This window comes from Rhizobium sp. GCM10022189 (genome assembly GCF_042656325.1).
Taxonomy (GTDB): domain Bacteria; phylum Pseudomonadota; class Alphaproteobacteria; order Rhizobiales; family Rhizobiaceae; genus Rhizobium.
The window spans coordinates 1-26,960 of sequence record NZ_JBHSOR010000040.1 but is presented as its reverse complement, the minus strand read 5'-3'; the positions used below and the strand labels follow the sequence as shown (position 1 = coordinate 26,960).

General features: G+C 62.6%; 19 protein-coding genes and 1 pseudogene. 10 read left to right on the top strand and 10 right to left on the bottom strand.

The genetic code is table 11. The features are described 5' to 3' along the window. Nucleotides 1-143 precede the first annotated feature (143 nt). The 4 genes from ACFPWW_RS17735 to ACFPWW_RS17720 form a co-directional block, all read right to left on the bottom strand. Nucleotides 144-1,127 carry an ABC transporter permease gene (locus tag ACFPWW_RS17735; protein WP_112570739.1) on the bottom strand — a complete coding sequence of 328 codons (984 nt, stop codon included), beginning with the start codon at nt 1,125-1,127 and terminating at the stop codon, nt 144-146. Then, complete coding sequence (locus ACFPWW_RS17730) at nt 1,124-2,119, bottom strand: ABC transporter permease (protein ID WP_377312735.1); 996 nt, start codon at nt 2,117-2,119, stop codon at nt 1,124-1,126. The genes ACFPWW_RS17735 and ACFPWW_RS17730 overlap by 4 nt, the downstream gene beginning before the upstream one ends. Continuing rightward, nucleotides 2,116-3,654, bottom strand: coding sequence for a sugar ABC transporter ATP-binding protein (locus tag ACFPWW_RS17725; protein ID WP_377312733.1), 1,539 nt, complete (start codon nt 3,652-3,654; stop codon nt 2,116-2,118). The genes ACFPWW_RS17730 and ACFPWW_RS17725 overlap by 4 nt, the downstream gene beginning before the upstream one ends. Nucleotides 3,655-3,732: 78 nt before the next feature. Then, on the bottom strand, nt 3,733-4,872 hold the full coding sequence (locus ACFPWW_RS17720) for a sugar ABC transporter substrate-binding protein (protein WP_112570745.1): 1,140 nt from the start codon (nt 4,870-4,872) through the stop codon (nt 3,733-3,735). Between the two features lie 234 nt (nt 4,873-5,106). On the opposite strand from ACFPWW_RS17720, the gene ACFPWW_RS17715 reads away from it, so the two are divergent. Next, nucleotides 5,107-6,129 carry a LacI family DNA-binding transcriptional regulator gene (locus ACFPWW_RS17715; protein WP_377312731.1) on the top strand — a complete coding sequence of 341 codons (1,023 nt, stop codon included), beginning with the start codon at nt 5,107-5,109 and terminating at the stop codon, nt 6,127-6,129. 27 nt (nt 6,130-6,156) lie between these two features. Here the strand turns inward: ACFPWW_RS17715 and ACFPWW_RS17710 are convergent, their stop codons facing one another. Continuing rightward, entirely contained in the window at nt 6,157-8,460 is a 2,304-nt protein-coding gene (locus tag ACFPWW_RS17710) for an FdhF/YdeP family oxidoreductase (RefSeq protein ID WP_377312729.1), read from the bottom strand. Nucleotides 8,461-8,706: 246 nt separating this feature from the next. Between ACFPWW_RS17710 and ACFPWW_RS17705 the strand changes: the two genes are divergently transcribed. Together ACFPWW_RS17705 and ACFPWW_RS17700 are read left to right on the top strand one after the other, a co-directional pair. Then, nucleotides 8,707-9,294, top strand: a complete 588-nt coding sequence (locus ACFPWW_RS17705; RefSeq protein WP_112570751.1) for an ANTAR domain-containing response regulator — start codon at nt 8,707-8,709, stop codon at nt 9,292-9,294. A gap of 37 nt (nt 9,295-9,331) precedes the next feature. Then, nucleotides 9,332-10,615 carry a CmpA/NrtA family ABC transporter substrate-binding protein gene (locus ACFPWW_RS17700; protein WP_377312727.1) on the top strand — a complete coding sequence of 428 codons (1,284 nt, stop codon included), beginning with the start codon at nt 9,332-9,334 and terminating at the stop codon, nt 10,613-10,615. Between the two features lie 277 nt (nt 10,616-10,892). Here the strand turns inward: ACFPWW_RS17700 and ACFPWW_RS17695 are convergent, their stop codons facing one another. Continuing rightward, nucleotides 10,893-11,075 carry a hypothetical protein gene (locus tag ACFPWW_RS17695; protein ID WP_377312726.1) on the bottom strand — a complete coding sequence of 61 codons (183 nt, stop codon included), beginning with the start codon at nt 11,073-11,075 and terminating at the stop codon, nt 10,893-10,895. Between ACFPWW_RS17695 and ACFPWW_RS17690 the strand changes: the two genes are divergently transcribed. The 5 genes from ACFPWW_RS17690 to cysG all read left to right on the top strand — a co-directional run bounded on the left by ACFPWW_RS17690 (nt 11,065) and on the right by cysG (nt 19,333). After that, entirely contained in the window at nt 11,065-12,327 is a 1,263-nt protein-coding gene (locus tag ACFPWW_RS17690; protein ID WP_112704002.1) for an MFS transporter, read from the top strand. The genes ACFPWW_RS17695 and ACFPWW_RS17690 overlap by 11 nt on opposite strands. A 17-nt stretch (nt 12,328-12,344) precedes the next feature. Then, entirely contained in the window at nt 12,345-14,795 is a 2,451-nt protein-coding gene (nirB, locus tag ACFPWW_RS17685) for a nitrite reductase large subunit NirB (protein WP_112704001.1), read from the top strand. Nucleotides 14,796-14,902: 107 nt separating this feature from the next. Further along, nucleotides 14,903-15,232, top strand: a complete 330-nt coding sequence (gene nirD / locus ACFPWW_RS17680; protein ID WP_112570784.1) for a nitrite reductase small subunit NirD — start codon at nt 14,903-14,905, stop codon at nt 15,230-15,232. Then, nucleotides 15,232-17,886: a molybdopterin-dependent oxidoreductase gene (locus tag ACFPWW_RS17675; RefSeq protein ID WP_377312800.1), complete on the top strand. Its 2,655-nt coding sequence runs from the start codon at nt 15,232-15,234 to the stop codon at nt 17,884-17,886. Before nirD ends, ACFPWW_RS17675 begins: the two co-directional genes overlap by 1 nt. Continuing rightward, on the top strand, nt 17,858-19,333 hold the full coding sequence (cysG, locus tag ACFPWW_RS17670; RefSeq protein WP_377312725.1) for a siroheme synthase CysG: 1,476 nt from the start codon (nt 17,858-17,860) through the stop codon (nt 19,331-19,333). Before ACFPWW_RS17675 ends, cysG begins: the two co-directional genes overlap by 29 nt. A 42-nt stretch (nt 19,334-19,375) precedes the next feature. Here cysG and ACFPWW_RS17665 read toward each other — a convergent pair. Together ACFPWW_RS17665 and ACFPWW_RS17660 are read right to left on the bottom strand one after the other, a co-directional pair. Beyond that, nucleotides 19,376-19,844 (bottom strand): annotated as a pseudogene (locus tag ACFPWW_RS17665) (leucine zipper domain-containing protein); the annotation flags it as partial. A gap of 120 nt (nt 19,845-19,964) precedes the next feature. Next, on the bottom strand, nt 19,965-21,170 hold the full coding sequence (locus ACFPWW_RS17660) for an MFS transporter (RefSeq protein WP_377312724.1): 1,206 nt from the start codon (nt 21,168-21,170) through the stop codon (nt 19,965-19,967). Nucleotides 21,171-21,275: 105 nt separating this feature from the next. Here ACFPWW_RS17660 and ACFPWW_RS17655 point away from each other — a divergent pair, with 105 nt between their 5' ends. Together ACFPWW_RS17655 and ACFPWW_RS17650 are read left to right on the top strand one after the other, a co-directional pair. Next, complete coding sequence (locus ACFPWW_RS17655) at nt 21,276-22,226, top strand: AraC family transcriptional regulator (RefSeq protein WP_112570765.1); 951 nt, start codon at nt 21,276-21,278, stop codon at nt 22,224-22,226. 145 nt (nt 22,227-22,371) lie between these two features. Then, the gene (locus tag ACFPWW_RS17650) at nt 22,372-25,653 is read left to right on the top strand and encodes a GH36-type glycosyl hydrolase domain-containing protein (RefSeq protein WP_377312723.1); all 3,282 of its coding nucleotides are present in this window, start codon (nt 22,372-22,374) and stop codon (nt 25,651-25,653) included. Here ACFPWW_RS17650 and ACFPWW_RS17645 read toward each other — a convergent pair. Further along, the gene (locus ACFPWW_RS17645) at nt 25,650-26,660 is read right to left on the bottom strand and encodes an ABC transporter ATP-binding protein (RefSeq protein WP_377312722.1); all 1,011 of its coding nucleotides are present in this window, start codon (nt 26,658-26,660) and stop codon (nt 25,650-25,652) included. The two genes, ACFPWW_RS17650 and ACFPWW_RS17645, sit on opposite strands and share 4 nt — an antisense overlap. Continuing rightward, nucleotides 26,657-26,960, bottom strand: a 304-nt coding sequence (locus tag ACFPWW_RS17640; RefSeq protein WP_377312721.1) for an oligopeptide/dipeptide ABC transporter ATP-binding protein, incomplete at its 5' end; no start/stop codon positions are given. The genes ACFPWW_RS17640 and ACFPWW_RS17645, both read right to left, overlap by 4 nt.

Below are 26,960 nucleotides of genomic sequence, written 5' to 3'. Positions count from 1 at the left end.
CCGCCGGGGAAAATCGCGGCCGGGTCGGCGATGCCGGCAAGGACCGCCGGATGTCGCCGCCTCGCATGCTGCCGGACGGTCCGCCGCCATCGCGACGAACCCGAGCGCCGGATTTTATGGCAAACAAAAAGGGCTGAGCCTGGTCAGGAGACCTTCTGCCGCCCATAGAGCAGCAGCATGCCGATAATGACCGCACCATAGATGAGCTGGCGGCCGGCCTCCTCGATCTGCATGACCGAGAGAATTGATTGCAGCAGGGTGATTAGGATGACGCCGGCGACAGTCCCAAGGTAGGAACCCTTGCCGCCGAGCACATGCGTACCGCCGAGCACGACGGCAGCAATCGACGGCAGGAGATAGGCGTCGCCCATGGACTGCGATGCTTTCGAGGCATAGCCGGCGAGAAGAACGCCGCCGAGCGCACTGAGGCCGCCGGAGATGACGAAGGCGAACAGGGTGATCCGGCGCGTGTTGATGCCGGACATATAGGCCGCACGTTCACGGTTGCCGATCGCGTAGAGCGCCCGGCCGAATGTGGTGCGCGTCAAAAGAAAGACGGCAAGCAGGCCGACAACGAGCCACACGAGAACGCCGTTCGGAAGCCCCGGAATGGCATAGCCGGTGGCCAGAAAGCGCATGGCGGCAGACGCCGAATCCTGCGGCGAGAAGCCCCCGGTATAGACGACCATCAGGCCCTGGGCGACCGCATTGGTGGCAAGGGTGATGATCATCGAGGGAATGCGCAGATAAGCGACGGCAATGCCGTTAACGACACCGATCGCAGCCCCGCAGAGGATGCCGAAGGGAATTGCAAGGATTGCGCCCGTCGTCCCGTAGGCGGTAGCGGCACAGGCCATCATCGCTCCCGTCGTCACGACCCAGGGCACCGACAGATCGATCTGCCCAAGCAGAATGACGGCCATCATGCCGGTGGCGATAACGCCGAGGAAGGAAGCCACCTTCAATTGCTGCAGCAGATAGTCGGGCGACAGAAAGTTGGGCGAATAGAGCGAGCCGCCGAGAAGCAGCAGGATGATGCATCCGAAGGCGATCGCCACCGCCGGATCGACGCCGCGCAACCGGGCGGGCACGGGAATTTGCCGCATGCTGGAAGCATCCTCGCTCATTGGAACCACTCCAGACGGTTGCGAACGCGCGACAGGCCGAGAGAGCCGATGCTGACCGCCAGCATCAGGACGACACCCTGGAAGAGCGGCTGCCAGAGCGGATCGAGATCGAAGACGAATAGCAGATCACCGATCGTGCGGAAGGCAAGCGCACCGAAAACGGCGCCGACGGCACTTCCCCTGCCGCCCGCAAGCGACACCCCGCCGAGCACGACTGCGGCGATCGAATAAAGCGTATAGGCGTTGCCGCTCGCAAACGCCGCCTCGCCCGTGTAGGAGAAGAAGGTCAGATAGAGCCCGCCGATCGCAGAGAGCAGTCCCGCCAGCGCGTAGGCAGCAAGCTTGGCCCGTTTCACCGGCATGGCCGACATGTAGGCTGCGTTTTCGGCCGATCCGACCGCATAGGCGGCGCGACCGAAAACGGAACGGCTGAACGGCACCCATATCACCAGCACGACAAGGGCAAGCACGGCAAGGCTTGCCGGCAGGATGCCGAAAAGCTTCGACGTGAAGGCATCGGCGAGGTCTTCATTGACCGAGCCGCCGGGTGTCGGCCGCAGCAGCAGCGCCAGGCCGTAAAAGGCCGCACTGGTCGCGATTGTCGTGACGATCGGCTGCAGCCGGCCGAAAATGATGACGAGCCCGTTGAGCAGGCCGCAGGCAAGGCCCGTCAAAAGCACGGCCGCGACGCCGAGCCCGGTCTGCAGCGGCGTTCCGACGACGAGCCAGGAGGCAAGGCAGTTGCACAGGATCAGGATCATGCCGACCGAAAGGTCGATGCCAGCCGTGATGACGACAAAACATTGGGCCATTGCCACAAAGGCCAGCAGCGTGGCCTTGTTGGCAGCCGTCTGCACCACATTGGGCGTGAAGCCGGCCGGATGGTTCGAGACGTAGATGATGAACATCAGGACGAAGAGAAGCGCCGCAAGAAGCGTGCCCTTCTGCTGCACATACCAGTAGCGCCATTCGCCGGCCGCCTGCTCGCTCATTGAACCATCCTTTGCTGCGCATCACCGGCAGCGATGTTGAGGGCGGCACTCACCAGCTCGCGCTCGTTGATCTCGTCTCCCTCGAGAATGCGGATGATACTGCCGTCATACATGACGAGCACACGGTCGCAGCAGCCGACCAGCTCGTCATAATCGGTCGAATAGAAGATGATGGCCGCACCCGCGTCGGCAAGCTTGCGCAGCAGGGCGTAGATCTCCTGTTTGGTGCCGACATCGATGCCGCGGGTCGGATCGTTGAGCAGGATGATGCGCGGGCGGTTCATCAGCCATTTGGCGATCACTACCTTCTGCTGGTTGCCACCCGAAAGCGAGGCGACAGGCATATCGATCGTCGCCGCCTTGATTCCCAGGAGCTTCACGAGTTCGTCGATCTCGCGCAGTTCCGCCGCACGGTCGATCACGCCGTTGCGCGAAACGCGGTCGAGCGCGGCGATCGACAGGTTTTCGCGCACGGTCATCGGCAGCATCAAGCCTTCGGTCTTCCGATCCTCCGGAATCAGCGCCATGGACACGCGGCCGGATTTTGCCTCGCCGGGACTCTTCAGCGCCACCGGCCTGCCATCGATCGCCACCTCGCCCTTGAGGTCGCGCAGCACGCCGAAAAGCGCAAGGAGCAATTCGCGCTGCCCCTGCCCGTCCAATCCGCCAAAACCGACGATCTCGCCGGGCCGAACATCGAAATCGATGCCGGAAAGCCGACCGCCCCAGGAGAGATCGCGGCAGGAGAGAACCGGCGGATCTGCCACCGGCTGCATCGGCTTGGGCGGGAAAACGTTGGTGTATTCGCGACCGATCATCAATTCCACCACCTGCTGGTCGCTCTTGCTGCCGGCCGGGTAGGATTCGATGCTGCGACCATTGCGGAAGACCGTGCAGTCATCGGCAAGTTCCGCAATCTCATGCATGCGGTGGGAGATATAGATCAGCGCCATGCCTTCGGCACGAAGCTGCTTCACCACGCCAAAGACCCTCTCGACATCCGATTGCGTCAGCGCCGAGGTTGCCTCGTCGAGGATCATCAGCCGCGGTTTGCGGGCAAGCGCCTTGGCGATTTCCACCATCTGGCGGCGCGAAAGCGGCAAGTCCTTCACGAGCGAGGACGGGTGGATATCGGCAGCCCCTGCGCGGGCAAGCGCCGCTTCGGCGATCTGGCGCTGCCGCCTGCGGTCGATCATGCCGAAACGCAGCGGCGGATTGCTGATGACGATGTTATCGGCCACCGACAGATCGGGAATGAGCGACAGTTCCTGGAAAACACAGACAATACCGGCGGCATTGGCGGCAGCCGGCGTCAAGAACGACACCTCGTTCCCGTCGAGCAGCATGCGCCCCTCATCGGGCGCGACAACACCTGCCATGATCTTGATGAGGGTCGATTTGCCGGCGCCGTTTTCGCCGAGCACGGCATGGATCGCCCCCGGTCGCACGGCAATATTGGCATCTCTCAGCGCAACCGCGCCGCCATAACGTTTCGATATGCCTTCCAGGCGCAGAAGCGGTTCGGAAAGGATCATGCATCCAGCCTCCATTCGGTCGCGTCGAGATCGAGACCGCGGGCGCGAACGCCCGCGGTCATCTCCGGATGGCGGCGCTTACTGGTTTTCCTTGGTCTGCCCCATGATTTCCTGCGCGGTGAAATTGATGCCGCAGGTCGGGAAGGAATTGCCGACGAAGAAGTTGTCGGATTCCTTCGGATAATAATCCTGGCCCTCCTTGAAATCAGGATCGGAGACGAGTGCCGTCGGCAGCTTGACGGCCTGCGGAACGACCTGGCCTTCAAGTGCTGCGATTGCGGTCTTGATGGCGACGGCAACCTGTGCCGGGCCAGTACCGGCCGACGAACATTTCAGGCCATCGGCCGCATGGGCGGCGCAGAATTTGCGGAAGCCGTTCTCCGTCTCGCCGCCAAAGGGCACGAAAGGATGTTTCGCGTCGATCATCGCCTGCACGACGCCGGTATCCCCGCCCTGCGCGGTGATGCCATCGAACGGGCCGTTGGTGGCGATCGCATCGGCGGTCGCCTTCTGCGCGACGCTATCGTCCCATTTGCCGACGACTTCGGTAACGGTGAATTTCTTGCCGGAAGCGTCCAGCGTTTCGTGAATGCCGTTATGGCGGTCCGTATCGACGGAGGTGCCCGCGACACCGCGCACTTCCAGGATCTTGCCGCCTTGCGGCAGGTGTTTCACCAGCCATTCGGCCCAGATGACGCCAAGGCCTTTCTGGTCGACATTGACGTTGATCGCATCCTTGGTGTCGAGGATGTTGTCGAAGGCGACGAGAACGACGCCGGCCTCCTTGGCGCGCTTGATGACCGGGCCGAAGGCTGTCGGATTCTGGGCGTTGACGACAACGGCGTCATAGCCGGCGTCGATGAAGTTGTTGATCGCCGAAATCTGCGCCGGAACATCCTCGCCGGTCGAGACGACCTTGAATTCCTTCAGCTTGGCGGCGACGTCGGGCTGGGCGGCATAGGCCTTTGCGGTCTGCACCATCTGGATGCGCCAGGTATTGGCGATGTAACCGTTGGCAAGCGCGATGCGGTAAGGACCATCCTTCTTCGGATATTGCAGGAACTGGGTTTCTGCCGACCACGGAACCATGCAGTTCGGGTCGGCGGCGGGACCGGATACGACCTTCGGCTCCGCCATGGCCGTGCTGCAGAGCAGAGCAAACGCCGACGCGGAAAACGCGGCGACACGGGCCATCTTCGCTTTCTTCACTTTGAGCATTGAATGCCTCCTCCTCAGGCGGACAAGGCCGCCCCTCCTGAAATCTTGTTGGCATGCTGATGCCGGAAGGCTCCATCCCATCCTTTTCCGGTACAATTTGAGCGTAACATAGTTGACAGCGCTGTCAAATCGGATTTGCTAGCGCTGTCAACTACGGTTGTCAGGAAGAAATATTTCGCAACTGCGAGATAAATCATGGATCCGGATGAATTTGCTGTATAAAGCGAGAAGACAATGCGAAGAATAACCTTGGATGACGTGGCCAATCTGGCCGGCGTCAGCCCGATCACAGTTTCAAGAGTGCTTCGCAAGCCCGACGCGGTCTCGCAGGGGCTCCAGCGGCGCGTCCATGCCGCCGTCCAGGAACTCGGCTATGTGCCGAATATAGCAGCCAGCCGACTTGCTTCGTCACGCACGCACGCAATCGGCGTCATCGTGCCAACGCTCTACAACGTCATCTTCGCCGAATACCTTTTCGCGCTGCACGACGTGCTTGTCGGCGCGGGTTTCCAGGTCATCGTCGTCAACAGCCGCTACTCCGAGCAGGAAGAGGAGAATGCCGTCAAGGTGCTGCTCGGCCAGCGGGTCGAGGCGATCATCATCGCCGGCATCCATCACACACCGCTTGCCCGCCAGCTTCTGACGCGCGCCCACCTGCCGGTCGTAGAGACGTTCGAGCTTTCGCCCGACCCGATCGACCTCAATATCGGCATGCTGCAGGATCGGGCCGGGCAGGCGGCGACACAGCACCTCATCGACCGCGGTTTCCAGCGCATCGCCTTCCTTGCCGGCAATCTCGACCACCGCGCCCAGTCCCGTTTCGACGGTTATCGCCTGGCGATGCGGGAGGCAGGTCTGCAAGACCTCGAAATCGTCACCCACCGGCCGCGGCACAGTTCGGTTGCGCTCGGCTCCGACCTCCTGACCCTGATGCATGAACGCGGCGACAGGCCCGAGGCGATCTTCTGCACGGACGACAACCTCGCGCTCGGCGCCATGCAGGAGTGCCGCAAGCGCGGCATCCGCGTACCCGGCGATATCGCCATCATCGGCTTTCACGATCTCGAATTTTCGGCCTGCGCTTCACCGTCGCTTTCCTCGATCGTCACGAGGCGCTTCGAGACGGGCAAGCTTGCCGCCGAAAAGGTGCTGGCGGCCCTCGATTCCACAGGCCGCCAACCGCCGAACCAGATCGACCTCGGCTTCGAGGTGATCGCCCGCGAGAGCACGGGCATCAGCGACACGGTTTCGCACTAAACCTGTCCGGGATTGCGCGCACACGCTTCATGCGGCGGCCTGAATCCCGCTCTTGGCGATCACGACCGGAACGCCCTTGTAGCTTGGCGTCCCCGATTTGCGGTCATAGTGGTCGAGCGCGATGACGGCATTCATTTCCGGATAATAACCGGCCACCGAGCCGGCGGGGATATTGTATTCGACAGCCGTGAAACCGATCACGGTCTTGCCGCTGCCGTCGCCAGCGGCCGATCGAATATCGATCCTGTCGCCATCGCGCAGGCCGCGTTCGGCGAGGTCCCGGCTGTTCATGAAGATGATGTCGCGGCGGCCGAAAATTCCGCGATAGCGGTCGTCGAGCCCATAGACCGTGGTGTTGTATTGGTCGTGGCTGCGCAGCGTCGTCAAGACCAGCGTCGTCCGATTCTTCAGGCGGGGATCCTCATCCAGACCGGGAGCAACCAGAAAGTTTGCCTTGCCGCTTGCCGTCTTCCATACACGATAGGATGCCGGCACGTCCAGCCGGAAGCCGCCACGGACCCGCACACGGCTGTTGAACTCGTGGAAATCGGGAAAGACCACTTCAATCTTGTCACGGATGCGATCGTAATTGGCGACGAGCCCATTCCAGTCAATGCCGTATCTGGCACCCAGCGTCGCCTTGGCAATGCCGGCAATTATGGCGGGTTCGGACTTCAGGAATTCACTCGGCGGCTTCAGGAAGCCGCGCGAGGCGTGCACCATCGACATGGAATCTTCCACGGTCACGGCCTGCGGGCCGGACGCCTGGGTGTCGAGGTCGGTGCGCCCAAGGCAGGGAAGGATAATCGAAGTCTTCGCCGTCAGAAGATGCGAGCGATTGAGCTTCGTCGCAATGTGAACGGCAAGATCGAGCTTGCGCATGGCCTCGAAGGTGACATCGGGATCGGACATGGCGACCGCGAGGTTGCCGCCGAGGCAGATCAATGCCTTGGACCGACCGGCCGCGATCGCTTCGATGGATTCGATCGCGTTATGGCCCTTCTTGTCGGACGGGCGGAAGCCGAAGGCGCGCTCCATGCCGTCGATCAACGCCTTGTTGGGGATCTCGGTAATGCCGACGGTCCGGTCGCCCTGCACGTTGGAGTGACCGCGCAGAGGACAGAGGCCGGCGCCGGGGCGGCCGACATTGCCGCGCAGCATCAGGAAATTGGCAAGCTGCTGGACGTTCGCCGTTCCGTTGGCGTGCTGGGTAATGCCCATGCCGTAACAGAGAATGACATTGCGGGCATTGAGGTAGACATCAACGGCACTGTTCAGCGCCTCCATGGTCAGACCGGAGACGCCGAGGATATCGGCCCAGCTCGCCTTTGCGAGATCCTCCTTCAGGCCGTCGATGCCGACGGTATGTTCGGCAATGAAAGCCCGATCAAGCACACCCTCGCCGCCGGCAGCGAGATCGGCCGCGTCGCGCTCGAAGATCAGCTTCATCAGCCCCTTGAGGGCGGCAAGATCGCCCCCGGTGCGGACCTGGTGATAGGCCGACGCAATGCGCGTCGAAGAGAGCGTTACCATTTCCACCGGGTTCTGTGGCGCGGCGAAACGCTCGAGTGCCCGCTCCTTCAGCGGGTTGAAGACGACGATTGGGACGCCGCGACGCGAGGCCTCATGCAAGGTCGTCATCATGCGGGGGTGGTTGGTTCCGGGATTGTGGCCGAAGCTGAAGATGGCATCGGCGTGATCGAAATCCTCGAGCGTCACCGTACCCTTGCCAACCCCAAGCGACAGCGGCAGGCCGACGCTCGTTGCCTCATGGCACATGTTCGAACAGTCGGGAAAATTATTCGTGCCATAGGCCCGCACGAAGAGCTGATAGAGGAACGCCGCTTCATTGGACGCACGGCCGGAGGTGTAGAACTCGGCCTCGTCGGGGCTGGCAAGCTTGTTCAGTTCTGCGCCGATCAAGTTGAAGGCATCATCCCAATCGATCGCTTCATATTTGTCCGTGGCACTATCGTACTTCAGCGGATGCGTCAGCCGGCCCTGGTCCTCGAGCTTGTGATCGGTCCATTCCCACAGTTCGGAAACCCTATGTTCGCCAAAGAATTCCGGCGCGACACGCCGGGCAGTCGATTCCCAGGTAATGGCCTTTGCGCCATTTTCGCAGAACTCGAACGAAGACGTATGCTTGGGATCCGGCCAGGCGCAGCCGGGACAATCAAAACCTTCCGGCTGGTTTGCCCTGAGCAGAGTGGCACTGCCCTGTGCGACGATCTGCTGATGCTTCAGTGTTTTCGCCACCGCTTTCAGGGCATCCCACCCCCCTGCTGGATGCTCGTAGCTCTCCACTCCGTCCGGACGTTCATCGCTCATCTTCGCTCTCCGTCTTCAAGATCGGCCGACGATAACAGCGATGGATCGGGCCGGGCATTATACTGAGGCATAGGTAGAGCTGACGCTGGCGGGCCAGGGACGTTGCGCGGCTTTCGCGACGGTGTCTCCTGCGGGAGATTGCACATATAGGCGGCAATTTGACTATTGTTTAATCAGTAAACTAACATGCCTAAAAATTTGCCTTTATGGCTTGTGCGTTTTGCTGCGCTGCGTCATAAATGGAGCATGAGCCGGCTCGATCTGACCATTCTTGTGATCGATGAAAATACCATTCGCGCTGCCATCATCGAAGAGGGGCTGCGGGAGGCTGGCCATGCGCGCGTGACGGTCATTCACGAAGTCCAGGGCGTGGCGCGGATCATCGACACGCTGAGGCCCGACGTCATCATCATCGACATCGAAAACCCCAACCGCGACATGATGGAGCACCTGTTCCAGCTGACGCGCACCGTCGGCAGGCCGATCGCCATGTTCGTCGACCGTTCCGACACTGCCTCAATTGAGGCTGCGGTGGATGCCGGCGTTTCAGCCTATATCGTCGACGGCTTGAAGAAGGAGCGCGTCAAACCCATTCTTGACATGGCGGTCAGCCGCTTCAACGCCTTCAGCCGGCTTCAGCGCGAACTTGCCGATGCCAAATCGGCGCTTGAGGAGCGCAAAGTGGTGGAACGCGCCAAGGGCATATTGATGAAGATGCGCGGCCTGTCGGAGGAAGAGGCGTTTGCCCTGCTTCGCCAGACGGCGATGAACGAGAAGAAGAAAATGTCCGAAATCGCCCAGAGTGTCGTAACCGCAGCGGGACTTTTGATGTGATGACGGTCTGGCATGCCGATGCCCGGAGGAAGCCGGAGTGAACATGATGACGAAGAACCTCCACCTCGGCGGCGGCCTGCCCGCTCCCTCGCGCCTCGCCGGCGAAGGCGACAGGACGCTTCGGGCTGGCTTCATTCCGCTTGTGGATGCCTCCGTGCTGATTGTTGCCGCCGAATTCGGCTTCGCACGGAAGGAAGGCCTGACGCTTGATCTCGTCAAGGATGTCTCCTGGGCCAATGTCCGCGATCGCCTCGCCTTCCGGCAATTCGACATCGCCCACATGCTCTCGCCGATGCCGGTTGCTTCCATGCTCGGCCTTGGCTCCAATCCTTCGCCGACGATCACGCCTTTCTCGCTCGGGCGCGGCGGCAACGCGATTACGCTTTCGACCCGCCTGTTCGACAGGATGCGCGATACGGTCGGCCTTTCAGAGACCGCCAGCGCCCTGGAAAACGCCAGGGCGCTCTCCAGAATTCTGGCCGACATCAAGGCACGCGGCGAGCCGCTGCCGACCTTCGGCGTCACTTATCCCTTCTCCTCCCACAATTACGAATTCCGCTACTGGCTCGCCGCCGGCGGGATCGACCCGGACAAAGACGTCAAGCTTGTCGTCGTGCCGCCGCCGTTGACACCGGATGCACTGGCGGCCGGCGCAATCGACGGGTTCTGCGTGGGCGCACCATGGAACATGGTTGCCTCGCAACTCGGGGTCGGGCGCATTGTCGCCGCCAAGCAGGACATCTGGCCCTCTGCGCCGGAAAAAGTAATCGGCATGCGGCCGGACTGGGCCGACAGCCATCCGGAAACAGTCTCCCGGCTGATCGTCGCGCTCGATGCGGCCGCACGCTGGTGCGACCAGCCGGAAAATCACGACATGCTTGCCGAAGCACTGGCGGATAGCCGTTACATCGCCGCCCCGGTGGAGATCATCCGCCATGTGCTGGCAGGCGAATTCAGTCTCGACGCGAAGGGAAACCAGCGTGTCATCGACGATTATTTCATGTTCCATGCGGGCTTTGCCAACTATCCGCGCACCAGCCAGGCGCTCTGGATCTACAGCCAGATGATCCGCTGGGGCCAGGCGGAACTCGGCCTCAACCCTGCTCGCGCCGCCGCCTCGGCCTATCGCCCGGACCTCTATCGGGCAGCCCTCGGAGAAGGCAGTGCGCCTGATGATGCGGACGTGCGCATCGAAGGCACGGACGAAAATGACCGTTTCATGGACGGCCATGTTTTCGATCCGTCCAAACTGCCGGACTATATTGCAGGCTTTGCCGTCAGGAGCGCCCTACCCTTCGCCCCCGGCAACGATGAGGTCTGATCTCCTGCCGACCTGCACAAAAGGCCGCCACGGACATGCGTCCGACGCACGAGAGCGCACAAAAGATTTGCACAAATGACAGAAGCTCGAAAAACGCGCAGGCGGCAGGATTCCAAAAAATCCTTCAAATTCAATAGACTAGAGAAACATTCAGAAACTGGCACATGACTTGCTTGGTTATTGGTGCGCTGATCAAAGGCGATCGGAGCAGGATGAGCGCAACAGGCGCCCGTTAGAGACACAGCAGTAACCTTGAGCGGTCCGGCCCACAGATTGCTCAAGGCAGATAGGCCGGAAGGCCATGATTCGGCGTCCAACGGCGGACGTCACCAGCAAAGCCGCTGATCAGGACATTTTGCGCGCCTTGTGCATGCGCGTCCTGACCAGCGGCTTTTTGTTTTAACCCCCAGCGATGGATCGGCGCGACCTTGTCGGGCCACGGAGAAGCCATGTCTGTCATCGAGAAAGCGCACCCTATGTCCGCCGGCGAACCAGCCAAAGCACTGTGGATATCGACGGTCGCCTTCACACTCTGTTTTGCCGTCTGGACGATCTTTGCGATCATCGGCATTCGCATCAAACAGGAACTCGGCCTGAACGAAGCCGAATTCGGATTGCTGGTCGGCACTCCGGTCCTCACCGGTTCGCTCGTGCGCATCGTCCTCGGCATCTGGACGGGACGTTACGGCGGCCGCCTCGTCTACACGCTGACAATGCTTGCCGCCGCCCTGGCAACCTTCCTGCTCTCCTATGCCCACACTTACACGCAGATGCTGATCGCAGGCCTCGGCGTCGGGCTTGCCGGCGGCGCCTTCGCAGTCGGCGTCGCCTATGTCTCGCCCTTCTTCCCGGCAGAGAAGCAGGGAACGGCGCTCGGCATTTTCGGCGCGGGCAATGTCGGGGCGGCCGTAACGAAATTCGCAGCCCCCTTCGTGCTCATCGCCTGGGGCTGGCAGGCAGTTGCGCAGATCTGGGCAGTCGGCCTGGCACTGATGGCAATCGTCTTCTGGTTCACCACCACCGATGATCCGGCGTTCCGCCTTCGTCGTGAACGTGGCATTGCCTCCAAGAGCCTTGCCCAGGAATTCGCGCCGCTGCGAAACCTTCAGGTCTGGCGCTTCTCGCTCTACTATTTCTTCGCCTTCGGCGGCTTCGTTGCCCTGTCCCTGTGGCTGCCGCGCTATCTGGTCGGCGTCTACGGCTTCAACCTGGAAACCGCCGGCATGATCGCGGCCGCCTATTCCATCCCGGGCAGCGTCTTCCGCGCCTTTGGCGGCGTGCTGTCGGACAGGAAGGGCGCGCGCAGCGTGATGTACACGATGTTTGCCGTGTCGGCCGTGGCAACCCTCATTCTTTCGCTGCCGGCGGCCTCCGCGTCGGGTTCGGCCTTCGGGATCACCCCGGCGATCTTCATCGTCGTCATTTTCGTGCTCGGCTTCTTCATGAGCCTCGGCAAGGCTGCCGTCTACAAGCACATCCCGGCCTATTACCCGCAGGACGTCGGGGCTGTCGGCGGCATCGTCGGAATGATGGGCGGCCTCGGCGGCTTCGTGCTTCCGATCGCCTTCGGCCTTCTCAAGGACATGACCGGCCTCTGGTCGAGCTGCTTCCTGCTGCTCTTCGCGATCGTCGCGGTCTCGCTCATCTGGATGCACCTGTCCGTAAAGCAATTGTCGCGTCGGGGGCATTCCGTGCCCGTGGCCGCAACCTGATGCAAGGAACTGTAAATATGACCGAAAAACTCGTCATCATCGGCAATGGCATGGCGCCTGGGCGTATGCTGGAGCACCTCTTCGAACAGGCGCCCGGACGCTATAAGGTTACGATCTTCAACGCCGAGCCGCGCGTCAACTACGACCGCATCATGCTCTCGCCAGTCCTCTCGGGAGAAAAGGACTACGAGCAGATCATCATCCACGGCGACGGCTGGTACATCAAGCACGGCATCACGCTCTACAAGGGCCACAAGATCATCAAGATCGATCGCGCGGCCAAGACGGTCACCTCCGACCATGGCGTCACCGAAAGCTACGACAAGCTGGTGATTGCCACCGGCTCCGTGCCGTTCATCATTCCCGTTCCCGGCAAGGACCTGCCCGGCGTCATCACCTATCGCGATCTTGACGACGTGCAGGCCATGCTGCTGGCCGCCCAGTCGCGGCAAAAGGCTATCGTGATCGGCGGCGGCCTGCTCGGCCTTGAAGCGGCGGCCGGCCTTGCCCAGCGCGGCATGGACGTCACCGTACTGCATGTCATGCCGACGCTGATGGAGCGTCAGCTCGATCCCGCCGCCGGCTATCTGCTGCAGAAGGCCGTCGAGGAACGCGGCATCAAGGTCATCTGCAAGGCCAATACCAAGGCGATCGTCGGCGACGGCAAGGTGGAAGGCGTCGAGCTCGACAATGGCACGATCATTCCGGCCACGCTCGTCGTCATGGCGGTCGGCATTCGCCCAAACGTCAATCTCGCCAAGGATGCCGGGCTTGCCGTCAATCGCGGCATCGTCGTCGATGCCGGCATGCAGACCTCCGATGGCGACATCTACTCGCTCGGCGAATGCGCTGAAGTGGGCGGCATGGTCTATGGCCTCGTCGCGCCGCTCTACGAGATGGCACGCGTGGCCGCCTCCCATCTGGCCGGCGACACGACGCCCGGCTTCGTACATTCCGACACGCCGACCAAGCTCAAGGTCACCGGCATCGATCTCTATTCGCTGGGTGATTTCGCCGACGGCGACGACCGGCAGGAAATCGTGCTGCGCGATGCGACGGCCGGCGTCTACAAGCGCCTCGTGCTGAAGGACAACCGTATCATCGGCACGGTGCTCTATGGCGAAACCGCCGATGGCGCCTGGTTCAACGACCTGAAGAAAAAAGCCGTCGACATTTCCGACATGCGCGACACGCTGATCTTTGGCCAGGCCTATCAGGGAGGGTCTCCGCTGGACCCTATGGCGGCCGTTGCAGCCTTGCCGGATGATGCGGAAATCTGCGGCTGCAACGGCGTCTGCAAGGGCAAGATCACATCGACGATCACGGCCAAGGGACTGACGTCGCTTGACGACGTGCGCGCCCATACGAAGGCTTCCGCCTCCTGCGGCTCCTGCACCGGCCTCGTCGAGCAGCTGATGAGCCTGACGCTGGGCGACGCCTACAATCCGAAGGCCGTACAGCCGATGTGCACCTGCACCGAGCTCGGCCATGACGATGTGCGCCGCCTGATCAAGGCGAAGAAGCTGAAGACCATTCCGGCCATCATGCAGGAACTGGAATGGAAGACATCCGGCGGCTGCGCCAAATGTCGCCCGGCACTCAACTACTACCTCGTCTGCGACTGGCCGGACGAATATGCCGATGACTACCAGTCGCGCTTCATCAACGAGCGCGTTCATGCCAACATCCAGAAGGACGGCACCTATTCCGTCGTGCCGCGCATGTGGGGTGGCGTTACAAGTTCGCAGGAACTGCGCGCCATCGCCGATGTGGTCGACAAGTTCGAAATCCCGATGGTCAAGGTGACCGGCGGCCAGCGCATCGACCTGCTCGGCGTCGAAAAGGAAGACCTGCCGGCCGTCTGGGCCGATCTCGGCAAGGCCGGCTTCGTTTCGGGCCAGGCCTATGCCAAGGGCCTGCGCACGGTGAAGACCTGCGTGGGCTCCGACTGGTGCCGCTTCGGCACCCAGGACTCCACCGGGCTCGGCATCCGCATCGAGAAATTCATGTGGGGCTCCTGGACGCCTGCCAAGCTGAAGATGGCCGTTTCCGGATGTCCCCGGAACTGCGCGGAGGCCACCTGCAAGGATATCGGCGTGATCTGCGTGGATTCCGGTTTCGAAATCCACTTCGCGGGCGCTGCCGGCCTCGACATCAAGGGCACGGAGGTGCTCGGCCTCGTCAAGACGGAGGACGAAGCGCTCGAGCATATCGTGGCGCTGACCCAGATGTACCGCGAACAGGCCCGCTACCTTGAGCGCATCTACAAATGGGCCAAGCGCATCGGTCTCGACGAGATCCGCCGGCAGATCATGGAGGATCACGACAAGCGCAAGGCCTATTACGAGCGCTTCGTCTTTTCCCAGAAGTTCGCCCAGGTCGATCCCTGGTCGGAGCGTGTCTCCGGCAAGGACAAGCACGAGTTCCGGCCGATGGCGACCATCGGCTTCAATCAGGCAGCGGAGTGAGGACGGGTCGGCGCGGCCTTCGAAACGGTCGCATGAACCGTTTCGAAGGACGAATGCCCGGAGCGCAAGCGAAGGGCTGGGCCACCCCCAAAGGAAGGACTTAAATGATGAACTGGCACCCGATCGGCGACATCTCGGACATTCCGCTGCGCGGCTCTCGCTGCGTGAAGACCCCGCACATGAACATTGCCGTCTTCCGCACGGGCGAGGACGAGGTCTACGCAATCGAAAACCGCTGCCCGCACAAAGGCGGGCCGCTTTCGGAGGGTATCGTGCACGGCAATGCCGTCACCTGCCCGCTGCACAATTGGGTGATCTCGCTGGAGACCGGCAAGGCACTCGGCGCCGATGAGGGCGCGGTGCGCACCATCCCGCTCAGGAACGAGGGCGGTACGCTCTATATCGCGCTCGAAAGCCTGGTTATGGCGGCCGAATGATGGAACGGGAGGTCAAGACCACCTGTCCCTATTGCGGCGTCGGCTGCGGCGTCATTGCCCGGGTGGACGAGGCCGGCGCCGTAACCGTGAGGGGCGATCCCGAACATCCGGCCAATTTCGGCCGGCTCTGTTCCAAGGGTTCGGCGCTTGCCGAAACGCTCGATCTCGACGGGCGCCTGCTCCATCCCGAGATCAACGGCAGACAGGTCGGCTGGGATGAGGCGCTTGATCTCGTCGCCAGCAGGTTTTCCGAGACCATTGCCGAACACGGCCCCGATGCCGTTGCCTTCTACGTGTCCGGTCAGCTTCTGACCGAGGATTATTACGTCGCCAACAAGCTGATGAAAGGCTTCATCGGCTCCGCCAACATCGACACCAATTCGCGCCTCTGCATGTCGTCGTCGGTCGCCGGCCACCGCCGCGCTTTCGGCTCGGACACGGTGCCCGGTCTCTATGAGGATCTGGAACTTGCCGACCTCGTCATACTGACCGGCTCCAACCTCGCCTGGTGCCATCCTGTCATCTACCAGCGGCTGGCAGCCGCCAAGGCGGCCCGGCCGGGCCTGAAGGTCGTCGTCATCGATCCGCGCCGGACGATGACCTGCGATATTGCCGATCTTCATCTGGCCATTCGGCCGGACGGCGACGTTGCGCTGTTCATGGGGCTGCTCGCCCATCTGGCGGCGGGCCCCGCCATCGACCAGAATTATATCGGCGCCCACACGGAGGGTTTTGGAGCCGCCTTCGCCGCTGCCGCCGCGCTGTCTGTCGACGAGCTGCTTGAGCGCACCGGACTGCCGGCCATGCAGGTGCGAGAGTTCTTCCGCCTGTTCGAAGCGACCGAGAAGGTCGTCACCTGCTACAGCCAGGGCGTCAACCAGTCCGCTTCCGGCACCGACAAGGTCAACGCCATCATCAATTGCCACCTGGCGACAGGGCGCATCGGCCGGCTCGGCATGGGGCCGTTTTCGCTGACGGGCCAGCCCAATGCCATGGGCGGCCGCGAAGTGGGTGGCCTTGCCAATATGCTGGCCGCCCATATGGCGATCGAAAATGCTGGCGATCGCGACCGCGTGCAGCGCTTCTGGAACGCGCCCGGTATCGCCGCCAAGCCCGGCCTGAAGGCCGTGGACCTGTTCCGGGCTGTCGAGGACGGCCGCGTCAAGGCGCTCTGGATCATGGCGACCAATCCTGTCGTTTCGCTGCCGGATGCCCGCCGTGTCGAGGCGGCAATTGCCGCCTGCCCCTTCGTGGTCGTGTCCGACATGTTGCGAAAGACCGATACGACACGGCATGCGCATGTGCTGCTGCCATCGCTCGGCTGGGGCGAAAAGGACGGGACCGTCACCAATTCGGAACGCCGCATATCGCGGCAGCGCCCCTTTCTCGCTCTGCCGGGCGAGACGCGCGCCGACTGGTGGCAGATGGCGGAAGTCGGCCGCCGGATGGGCTTTGCCGCCTTCGATTACACGTCTCCGGCCGCCATTTTCGCCGAACATGCCGCACTCTCCGCCTTCGAGAATGACGGCAGCCGCGACTTCGACATTGGTGCCTACGCCGAAACGCAGGCCCCTGCCTATGACGCGCTGAAGCCGTTCCAGTGGCCGCAGCCGTCCGGATCCGAGAAAAGGGAAACGCGCTTCTTCGCCGAGGGCGGCTTCTTCCATCCCGATCGCAAGGCACGCTTCATCGCCGTCGAAGCGCCGGAAACCGACAGAACGGATTCAGCCTATCCGTTCACGCTGAATACGGGCCGCATTCGCGACCAGTGGCACACGATGACGCGCACCGGAAAGAGCGCGCGGCTATCGTCCCACATTGCCGAGCCTTTTGCCGAAATTCACCCGCGCGACGCGATGGAACTCGGCGTCGCCGATGCCGCCCTCGTGCAGATCGAAAGCGGCTATGGCAGGGCGATCATCCGCGCGCTCGTGACCGACCGGCAGGCACGCGGCAGCGTTTTTGTGCCGATGCACTGGGGCGACCAGAATGCCGCCGAAGCGCGGATCGGCGCCGTCGTCAAACCCGCGACGGACGCGGCTTCGGGTCAGCCCGCCTCGAAGAACGTCGCGGTCGCCGTCAGCCGCTATCGCGCCGCCTTCTATGGTTTCGCCGTCAGCATGGCAAAGCCCGACGTCCCCGACGCCGATTATTGGGCGCTCGCCAAGGCCGATGGCGGCTGGCGGCTGGAGCTTGCCTTCCGTGACGGCATCGAAGACTGGGTGGCCTGGTGCCGGAAAAGCTTCGGCATCGCCGACCATTTCGAGCCGTTGGGTTACGCCGACCGGCAATCCGGCGATCGGCGTATTGCCTTCTTCGACGGAGAGAAATTGCTTGCAGCGCTCTTCCTCGCACGAGAACCGGTTGCCGTGGCACGCAACTGGGCGGTGTCGCAACTGACAGCCGATCACAGCAATCTGCGCCGCCGCTTTGCAATCATCGCCGGCCGGCCGGGTGCTGACAGGCCGGATCCGGGTGCAACCGTCTGCTCCTGCTTCAGCGTCGGCGTCAACCAGATTGTCGCCGCCGTCCGTTCCGGCTGCCGCAGCGTCGAGGCGATCGGCGGCGAACTCAAGGCCGGCACCAATTGCGGCTCCTGCCGCGCCGAGATCAGGGGGATCATCAATGCCTGTGTTGCAGACGCTGCCGAATGAGATTGCCGAGCGGGCGCCGGCCCGCATGGCGCCGCTTGCCAAGCTGCCGGTCTTCTGGTCGCTGGCAGGCCAAAGGGTGATCGTCGCCGGGGGCTCCGATGCGTGTGCCTGGAAGGCGGAGCTGCTGGCGGCCTGCGGCGCCAGGGTCGAGATCTACGGCGAGCATCTCTCCGAAGCCTGCGCGACGCTCGTCGCGCGAGGTTCACCTCATCCGCAAGGCGCGCTCATTCACCGTCCCATGGCGTGGCGCAAGGACATTCTTGCAGGTGCAGCACTTGCCATAGCCGACTGCGATGACGAGGCCGAAGCTCAGACCTTCTTCGATGCCGCACGGCTGGCCGGCGTTCCCGTCAACGTGATCGACAAGCCCGCGTTCTGCCAGTTCCAGTTCGGCTCCATCGTCAATCGCTCGCCCGTTGTCGTGTCGATTTCGACGGATGGCGCAGCCCCGATCCTGGCCCAGGCCATTCGCCGCCGCATCGAGACGCTGCTGCCGACATCCCTGAAATCCTGGGCGACCCTTGCCCAGTCTCTGCGCGAGGAGATTGCCAATCGCCTGAAGCCCGGTGTGGCCCGCCGCGCCTTCTGGGAACGTTTTGTCGATCGCGCTTTCGGAGCCGAACCGACGGAGGAAAGCGTCCGCGGCCTGCTTGCCGATGTGCAGCGGCCGGCACCGGCGCGTGCGCCTGGACGGGTGACGCTTGTCGGCGCCGGTCCGGGCGATGCGGAATACCTGACGCTGAAAGCCGTGCGGGCTCTGCAGGCCGCCGATGTCATCCTGTTCGACGATCTCGTGTCGGACGAGGTTCTCGAACTTGCCCGACGCGAGGCGAAACGCCTGCTCGTCGGCAAACGCGGCGGGCGCGAGAGCTGCCGGCAGGAAGACATCAACGCGATGATGCTGACTTTCGCCAAAGCCGGCAAGAACGTCGCGCGCCTGAAATCCGGCGATCCGATGATCTTCGGCCGCGCCGGCGAGGAGATCGCCTATCTGAAGCAGCACAATATTCCGGTCGAGGTCATCCCCGGCATCACGGCGGCGAGCGCCATGGCCTCACGGCTCGGCATTTCCCTGACCCACCGCGATCATGCACAGAGCGTGCAGTTCGTCACCGGACATTCGCGCCATGGCAGCCTGCCTGAAACGATCGACTGGCAGGCGATTGCAGATACGAGAAAAACGACGATCTTTTACATGGGCGGGCGGACAGCCGGAGAGATCCAGAACAGGCTGATCGAAGCCGGCCTTGATGCAGGAATGCCCGTCGTGATCGTCAGTTCTGTTGCCAATGCCGACGAACGGCGCTGGGCCGGCAGCCTGGACGGCCTTTCTTCGGCCATGGCGGAAATCGGCCTCGACCGGCCGGTCCTGATCGGTATCGGGGAGGTCTTTGCCGCTTGCAGTCTCATGGCTGAAACCGGTCTGCCGCTCGTGGCCCAGGCTTGACGAAGCGCCGGAAGGAAGCCTTGCCTTATCTGTCCTCAGGCAGCCGTCAGACCATTTTCCTGCAGTGCCTTGAGATCGCGAACCGGCGGCGCGCTCGCCGGCAATGCAGTGGCCAACACGGTCGAAGCGCCCGAGTTTCTTGATGTCGATGTGGATCATCCCGCCTGGCTCTCGCGTTCGTAGCGGCGCGCCGGCTCAGCCGGTTCGGTATCCTTCAGCCGTGAAAGACCCGCCCGCCGGAGTACCCGGCTGACCGTCGCCGCCGACACGCCTGCTGCTTGGTAATGTGCTTGCCCGTCAGCCATTGGCGGCGCAGCACGGCGATCTCGCCGGCAACGGCCGCCGTGATCTGTCGCGGGCTCATCTTCGGTCGGGACGACCGATCCGCCATACCGGCAGACCCGTCGCGCACAAACCGCTCGACCCAGCGCGCCGCGACCTTCGCCGTCACGCCGCATGTCCGCGCCGCATCGGCTTTGGAAAGACGGCCTTCAACAACCGCGCGCGCCATCTCCTATCGAAAGCCCACAACTAGCCAGCCAAGGCCGGTCCGGCTTTCCACCGGACCGGCCTTGTACGTCCTCAATATGCCCGCCCTCCCCGAGGGTCTCTTGCAGGTGCCTGCGTCCGTCTAGGATGCCGCCGCGACGGTCCTTCGGCTGAGGAGCCCGATCACCAGAGCACCACAAAGCGCAGCAATAGCTGCAAAGCCAAACACTCCTGCCAGGCCCTGCGCCTCGACGATAAGGCCGCCGATGGCCGCCCCACTCGAAATGGCGACCTGGAAAGTGGTCAACATCAACGCGCCGGCGCTTTCCGCTTCGTCGGATGCGGCTTGGGTGACGAAACTTTGCACACTCACCGGCAGAGCTCCGAAGGCAAACCCCCACAAAGCAGTCGCAGCGAACGCAACGCTTGCAAGGCCCCCGGCAACTGCCAAGGTAATGGTGGTCGCCGCAATCCCGGTTGCCGCGATGACGATGGACAAGGTCGTGCTGCGTTCAGAGACAAAGCCTCCGAACAGGTTGCCGAGAAAACCGCCTATTCCGAAGGCCAGCAGAACCGCAGAAATCCCCTCGACTCCGAAATGCGGCACGGTTTCGAGGAAGGGTCGAATGAAAGTGAAACCGGCGAAATGACCGGCGACCACCAGCAGGACGGTCAAAAGGCCCAGCCTGATCACGGGGCGACGCAACACCGCGGCCATCGTCCCCAATCCTGCGGCACCTGCCGACGGCATCGCGGGCAGCGTCAGAATCTGGGCGACAAGGGCAATGCCGCCGACTGCAGCCGCGATGAGAAATGCAAAACGCCAGCCATAGGCTTCTCCGACCCACGCGCCGACGGGAGCCGCGCAAACCGTGGCCACGGATACGCCGGTCATGATGATAGCCATCGCCCGCGGCATCAGCCGCTCGGGAACCAGCCGCATGGCGAGTGCCAGCGACATGGCCCAGAAGCCGCCGAGCGCTATTCCGAGTAAGCCTCGCGCAATAAGGAGCATGGTGAGCCCACCGGCGAATGCTGCAAGGAGACTGGAAACAATAAGCAGGGCCGTCAAACCGAACAACGTGAGACGGCGGTCAAATCGGCTGGTGCCGATGACGACGGCAGGTCCTGCGATAGCACCGATAACGGCCGTCATCGTTACCGACTGTCCGGCCGCACCGATGCTGACGTGGAGGTCCTCAGAAATCGGTGTGAGCAGGCTGGCGGGAAGAAATTCTGCCGTCACCAGACCGAAGACGCCGAGCGAGAGCGATACCACCCCTGCCCAGGCGGGTTCGGTCTCCTTGCGGTTCATATGGAAGCCATTGGTTTCGGGACTGATATTCATATGCCATCTCCAAATGTTGTAATGAAAGGCTAGACGGCTCTTGCCGGTGTTTCTATGCTAGAAAATCTATAAGTCATGACTATTCGTCCAAATGGCGAGAGAACGATGAGCGATGCATTGACGGAAATGATGCGCGGGCTTCGGCTGGATGGTGTCGACTACGGTCGATGCCGGCCGTCCGCCCCATGGGCGACTGCGTTTCCGACCAAGGATGAAGCGCAATTTCACTTTCTGGCGGCCGGCGAGGCATATGTGCAGACGCCGGACGGGGAATGGATGGAAATGCGCCCCGGTGATGCGGTTCTGCTGCCGCGAGGCGATGCCCACGTGCTTGCAAGCGCACCCGGGATTGTGCCGACGCCGGTCGAATCCATGCCGCGCAAGGCGATATGCGATGGGATCGTCGATCTGCAATGTCCCTGCGCGGACAGCAAGAACCTGCTGTTCTTCGCGGTCATGCGTTTCAATATCGACAAGCGGCATCCCCTGTTGCAATTGATGCCCAACGTTATGCGGACAAGCGATCTGGCAGCCAGCGAACCGTCCATCCCTGCCCTGCTCGATGCGATGATGCACGAGGTTGACATGAACCGCGTCGGTGCCGGCGGTATCCTGGCCCGGCTTGCCGATGTTCTGACGGCGACAATCATTCGCGCCTGGGTGGAGCACGGTTGTGGCGACGCCTCGGGCTGGCTGACGGCAGTTCGCAATCCCGAGGTTGGGCGGGTCCTGGCAGCGATCCATCTCGATCCGTCGCACGACTGGACGGTCGAAGAACTCGCACGCAAGATGGGCGCTTCCCGTTCCGGTTTTGCGGAGCGTTTTGCCAGGGCCGTTGGTGAAACACCGGCTCGCTACGTCGCTCGCATGCGCATGCATCAGGCGCATCAGTGGCTGCGCGAAGGTCAGCGTGTCGCCGCGATCGCCGAACGCCTTGGCTATGAATCGGAGGCCTCTTTCAGCCGGGCTTTCAAACGCATCATCGGCGCCCCGCCGATGACTTTTCGCGGGCGAGCGCAGGATGGCCACGCCTCTTCTTCGGAGCGCCTGTTTTGACCGGGATTCGGCTCGGTAATGCGATCCGATCTTTCCCATGGGTTCATCATGGTGCGCCACGATCTAACCAGTGACATTAGGTAATATTTCGCTCAAACATTTTGCGTCATTGTCCGATTCCCTTTTAGGCGACACGAGATCTCACATGCCCTCGAGACTGAATCGCAAATTGCAGATGCCCCGCCGCGACGACCTCGGTCTTCTGACGATCGCCAATGGTTCCGGCCTCTCCATATCCGCTCTGCCGAACGGCACGCTTTTCTCCATCGACTATGCCGACAGTCTCGGATCTGTGCAGATCAACCAGATCCAGGGATCGCCTCTTTCCGGCGGCGTCGGCCGCCTGTGCCTGCGGATCGGCGGCAAGGAACCTGCCGTCACCGAAATCGTCGGGCCTCGGGCACAAGGTCGTTTCGGCCACAGCGATACGGGCTTCTCCTGGAGCGGTAACGTTGGCGACATCCGATATCATGTAAGCCTCGTGCTTGCGCCCTCCGAGACAACTTGGTTCTGGCACGTCACGCTGACGCATTCCGGCAAGGAAAAGCTGCCGGCCGATCTGGTTCTGGTCCAGGACGTCGGCCTCGGCGATCGCGGTTTCCTGATGAACAGCGAGGCTTACGCCTCGCAATATGTCGACCACCATATCGCCGAACACCCGATCTTCGGGCCTGTCGTGATGAACCGGCAGAACCTGAAGCAGGGCGGCGGGCGCAACCCCTGGCTCGCGCAGGGCTGCCTGGAGGGTGTTGCTGCCTATGCCACCGATGCGATCCAGCTCGTAAAATCGGCCGCCGGCAACGACGATCGTCTCGTCGGCCCCTTCGGCACCGATCTGCCAAGCCGGCGCCGTCAGCACGAAATGGCTTGTCCCTCCCTTCAGTCGAAGCCGCTCACGGTTTCCGCCGAAAGCGTGAGCGCGACCTTTTTCGGCCTGTTCCTGAACGATCATCAGGCTGCGTCCGACGATACCGATCTTTCCCGCCTGGATCATCTGAGAGCCCTTGAACGGAAGACGGCAGGTCCGGCCGAAAAAACGCCCCCGCGCAGCATCCTGCAGGATGCCGGGCTGCTGACGGGAGACGCGCTGGACGACAAGTCGCTCGCCCGCCTCTATCCCAACCGCATGCTCGAAGAGCGAGTGGATGGAAAGCTGCAGTCCTTCTTCGTGGCCGAGGGCGCGCTCAACCGGCACGTCGTTCTGCAGGAGAAGGAGCGACAGGTCACGCGTCGTCACGGCGCGATCCTGCGCAGCGGGCAGAACATGCTGCTCGACGATGTCACGCTGGCATCGACCTGCTGGATGCAGGGCATCTTTGCCGCCCAGCTGACGATCGGCAACACATCCTTCCACAAGCTGTTTTCCGTTTCCCGCGATCCCTACAATCTGACGCGTGCCAGCGGCTTGCGCATCCTTGCCGATATCGGCCACGGCTGGCAGCTCCTCGGCGTGCCCTCTGTCTTCGATATGGGCCTCAGTGACTGCCGCTGGATCTATCGCCTTGCCGACCGCACCATCACCGTTACGGCCACGGCCTCCGGCGAGGATTCCGCCATGCAATGGTCGGTTTCGGTCGAGGGCAAGCCTTGCCGTTTCCTGGTTTTCGGCCATCTCGTTCTCGGCGAGCGGGGATATGATACGAGCGGCCTTGTCGAATTCGACGACGACGCCAAGCGCATTCTCTTCCGCCCGGACCCGCATTGGCTCTGGGGCGAGCGTTTTCCCGATGCCAGCTACTGGCTGGTAAGTTCCACACCCGACGCCATCGAGGCGATCGGCGGCGACGAACTCCTTTATGAGGATGGCATTGCACGCAACGGCGCCTTCATTGCGCTAAAGTCCAGGCAGACACAATCGCTCTCCTTGTCTGTCGTCGGCTCGATGACGGACAAGGCGGAGGCCTTGCGCCTGGCGAAACGCTATGCTGGCGGCGTAGCCCAGGAAGCAATGCTCGCCGCCGCTTCCCGCTTCTGGCGGCATGCCATCCGCGGCCTGACGCTCGAAAAACCCAAGGCAGACGCTATGGCCCATGCGGCGATCCTGCCCTGGCTGGCGCATGATGCGATCGTGCATCTGAGTGTGCCGCACGGGCTGGAACAATATACGGGCGCCGCCTGGGGCACGCGCGACGCCTGCCAGGGACCGATCGAATTCCTGCTCGCCTACGAGCACGATCGCGAAGCCAGGGAAGTGGTGAAGACGGTCTTCAGCGAACAGTACCGTGAAAAGGGCGACTGGCCGCAATGGTTCATGCTCGAGCCCTATTCCAACATCCGCTCCGGCGACAGCCATGGTGACATCGTCGTCTGGCCGCTGAAGGCGCTCTGCGACTATATCGAAGCGACCGGCGACGTTGCGATCCTCGATGAAAAGGTGTCGTGGCGCGATGACAGGACCATGGGCAGGGCACCCGCCGATACGATCACCGTGCATGTCGACAAGCTTCTCGATACCGTGCGCGCGCGCTTCATTCCCGGCACGCATCTGATCCGCTATGGCGAAGGCGATTGGAACGATTCCCTGCAGCCGGCCGATCCGCATCTGCGCGACTGGATGGTGAGCAGTTGGACCGTTTCGCTGCTATACGAACAGATCGTGCGCTATTCCGCCATCCTGCGCCGTATCGGTCAGAACGCGAATGCCGCAGAGCTGCGAAAGATCGCCACCGCAATGAAGCGCGATTTCAACAGGCACCTTATCCGGGACGGCGTTGTCGCCGGTTACGGCATCTTCGATCCGTCCCATGACGGCGTCGAGCTGCTGCTCCATCCCGACGACCAGCGCACCGGGCTGCATTATTCATTGATTTCGATGACGCAGGCGATGCTCGGCAAGCTCTTCACGCCGGAGCAGCGGCAGGCGCATATGAAGCTCATCGAGAAGCACCTGCTCTTCCCCGATGGCGTGCGCCTGATGGAAAAGCCCGCGACCTATGCCGGCGGTCCGGAAACGCTGTTCCGCCGCGCGGAATCGTCCTCCTTCTTCGGCCGCGAAATCGGGCTCATGTATGTGCACGCGCATCTGCGTTACTGCGAGACCCTGGCAATTGCCGGGGATGCAAGGGCGCTCTGGAAAACAATCGGCCTGGTCAATCCGATTGCCGTGACCGAAGCCCTGCCGCATGCGTCGCTGCGCCAGCGCAACACCTATTTCAGCAGCAGCGATGCCGCTTTCCCCGACCGCTACCAGGCGATGAGCGACTGGGACATGGTCGGGAAGGGCGAGATCGACGTCGATGGCGGCTGGCGCATCTATTCCAGCGGCCCCGGCCTCTATGCCCGCAGCTTCATCGAAAACATCCTCGGCTTCAAACGCCGTTTCGGACGCCGCAAGCGCCTGCCGCTGCTGCCGCCTTCCGCCGCGATCACGATCAGTACGGATCATGCGCCCTGGCGCCAGCTGAAGACACCGAAGGGCAAAGCCTAGGCAGCAACCTCGCGCACGCGCGGGGGGATGGGATTGGGAGCGGCGAAATGGCAGGCGGCCATCTGGCCGCCCGCCACTTCCCGGAGTGGTGGCCGCTCCACCTTGCAAATGTCCTGGGCGATCGGACAGCGCGTATGGAAACTGCAGCCCGGCGGGATGCGCGACGGGCTCGGCACGTCGCCTTCCAGCACGATGCGGCGGCTTTTGCGATCCGGATCAGGCTCGGGCGCTGCCGACAGCAGCGCCTGCGTATAGGGATGCTGCGGGGCCGAATAGACCTTACGCTTTTCGCCAATTTCGACGATCCTGCCGAGATACATGACCGCGACGCGGTCGGCGATATGCCGGACCACCGCCAGATCATGGGCGATGAAGAGGAAGGAGAAACCTTTCTTCTCCTGGAGATCCTGCATCAGGTTGATGATCTGCGCCTGCACGGAAACATCGAGCGCAGAGACCGGCTCGTCGGCAACGATGAAGCCGGGATTGAGCGAGATCGCCCGGGCAATGCCGATGCGCTGCCGCTGGCCGCCGGAGAACTGCCGCGGATAGCGGTCCATGGCACTCGTCGGCAGGCCGACCTGCGTCAGGAGATCGGCAACCCGCTCCCGCCGCTCGCGCTTCGAACGGACGAGATCAAAGGCATCCAGCGGCTCGCCGATGATTTCGGCGATGGAACGGCGGGGGCTGAGCGATCCGTAGGGGTCCTGAAAGATCATCTGCACATTGCGACGCATGCTGCGCATCTTTTCGTGCGACAGCGCCGTCAGCTCCGTGTCCTCGAAGAACACGCGGCCATCCGTCGGCTCGATGAGCCGCAGCAGGAGCCGCCCCAGCGTGGACTTGCCGCAGCCGGATTCGCCCACCAGCGCCAGGGTTTCGCCGCGCAGGATTTCGAAGCTGACATCATCGACGGCGCGCACGCCATTGCTCTCCTGCCTGAGAGACAACATGCCGCCCTCGGAGAAGACCTTGCTCAGCCCTTCTGCACGCAGGATCGCATTCATCGCCTATGCTCCTCGATCGACGGGACGGATGCCTTGTTTTCGGCCGTCACCCAGCAGGCGGCCTTGTGCCTCTGGCCGAAGGCAAACATCGGCGGCATCTCGCTGCGGCACTTGTCGATATGCAGCGGGCAGCGCGCGTAAAAGGGACAGCCTTCCTTTACCGAACCTGCCGTCGGCACCGAACCGGGGATCTGGTAGAGGCGCTTCTGATCGTCATCGAGGCGCGGGATGGATTTGAGCAGGCCGCGTGTATAGGGGTGGCTGGGATTGGCGAAGATCGAGCGGACATCGGCATCCTCG

Bases quoted from the DNA above. Each gene is read 5' to 3' on its own strand.
- ACFPWW_RS17735 (WP_112570739.1), bottom strand. From the start codon at position 1,127: ATGAGCGAGGATGCTTCCAGCATGCGGCAAATTCCCGTGCCCGCCCGG.
- ACFPWW_RS17720 (WP_112570745.1), bottom strand. From the start codon at position 4,872: ATGCTCAAAGTGAAGAAAGCGAAGATGGCCCGTGTCGCCGCGTTTTCC.
- ACFPWW_RS17715 (WP_377312731.1), top strand. From the start codon at position 5,107: ATGCGAAGAATAACCTTGGATGACGTGGCCAATCTGGCCGGCGTCAGC.
- ACFPWW_RS17645 (WP_377312722.1), bottom strand. From the start codon at position 26,660: ATGAATGCGATCCTGCGTGCAGAAGGGCTGAGCAAGGTCTTCTCCGAG.
- ACFPWW_RS17695 (WP_377312726.1), bottom strand. From the start codon at position 11,075: ATGACAGACATGGCTTCTCCGTGGCCCGACAAGGTCGCGCCGATCCAT.
- ACFPWW_RS17655 (WP_112570765.1), top strand. From the start codon at position 21,276: ATGAGCGATGCATTGACGGAAATGATGCGCGGGCTTCGGCTGGATGGT.
- ACFPWW_RS17705 (WP_112570751.1), top strand. From the start codon at position 8,707: ATGAGCCGGCTCGATCTGACCATTCTTGTGATCGATGAAAATACCATT.
- ACFPWW_RS17730 (WP_377312735.1), bottom strand. From the start codon at position 2,119: ATGAGCGAGCAGGCGGCCGGCGAATGGCGCTACTGGTATGTGCAGCAG.
- ACFPWW_RS17690 (WP_112704002.1), top strand. From the start codon at position 11,065: ATGTCTGTCATCGAGAAAGCGCACCCTATGTCCGCCGGCGAACCAGCC.
- nirB (WP_112704001.1), top strand. From the start codon at position 12,345: ATGACCGAAAAACTCGTCATCATCGGCAATGGCATGGCGCCTGGGCGT.
- ACFPWW_RS17650 (WP_377312723.1), top strand. From the start codon at position 22,372: ATGCCCTCGAGACTGAATCGCAAATTGCAGATGCCCCGCCGCGACGAC.
- ACFPWW_RS17660 (WP_377312724.1), bottom strand. From the start codon at position 21,170: ATGAATATCAGTCCCGAAACCAATGGCTTCCATATGAACCGCAAGGAG.
- nirD (WP_112570784.1), top strand. From the start codon at position 14,903: ATGAACTGGCACCCGATCGGCGACATCTCGGACATTCCGCTGCGCGGC.
- cysG (WP_377312725.1), top strand. From the start codon at position 17,858: ATGCCTGTGTTGCAGACGCTGCCGAATGAGATTGCCGAGCGGGCGCCG.
- ACFPWW_RS17675 (WP_377312800.1), top strand. From the start codon at position 15,232: ATGGAACGGGAGGTCAAGACCACCTGTCCCTATTGCGGCGTCGGCTGC.
- ACFPWW_RS17710 (WP_377312729.1), bottom strand. From the start codon at position 8,460: ATGAGCGATGAACGTCCGGACGGAGTGGAGAGCTACGAGCATCCAGCA.
- ACFPWW_RS17725 (WP_377312733.1), bottom strand. From the start codon at position 3,654: ATGATCCTTTCCGAACCGCTTCTGCGCCTGGAAGGCATATCGAAACGT.